Annotated in this window: 1 protein-coding gene; it reads left to right on the forward strand. The window is 34.3% G+C overall.

Going from position 1 to position 306, the window contains the following annotated elements; all coding sequences use genetic code 11:
• Positions 1–306 (forward strand): hypothetical protein (locus tag FJ444_RS21290; RefSeq protein WP_140961955.1); only part of this gene is annotated, 306 nt, incomplete at both ends.

Raw genomic sequence — 306 nt, forward strand, 5'->3', positions numbered from 1 at the left:
TGGAAAGGTTTGAAAGACCTTCAGGTGAGAAAATAGCATTATGTGCTGCTGAACTAACCTATTTATGTTGGATGATTACACATAACGGAACAGCAATCAAGAGAGCCACATTCATGAGCTATAATACTATCATAAGCAATTCGCTGAGTTTCGATATTGTCAATAAATCACTCCAGTTTAAATACAAGACGCAAAAAGCAACAATTCTGGAAGCCTCATTAAAGAAATTGATTCCTGCTTGGGAATTTACAATTATTCCTTACTATGGACAAAAACATCAATCTGATATCACTGATATTGTAAGTA

The organism is Aestuariibacter sp. GS-14, assembly GCF_006494365.1.
Lineage (GTDB): Bacteria > Pseudomonadota > Gammaproteobacteria > Enterobacterales > Alteromonadaceae > Alteromonas > Alteromonas mangrovi.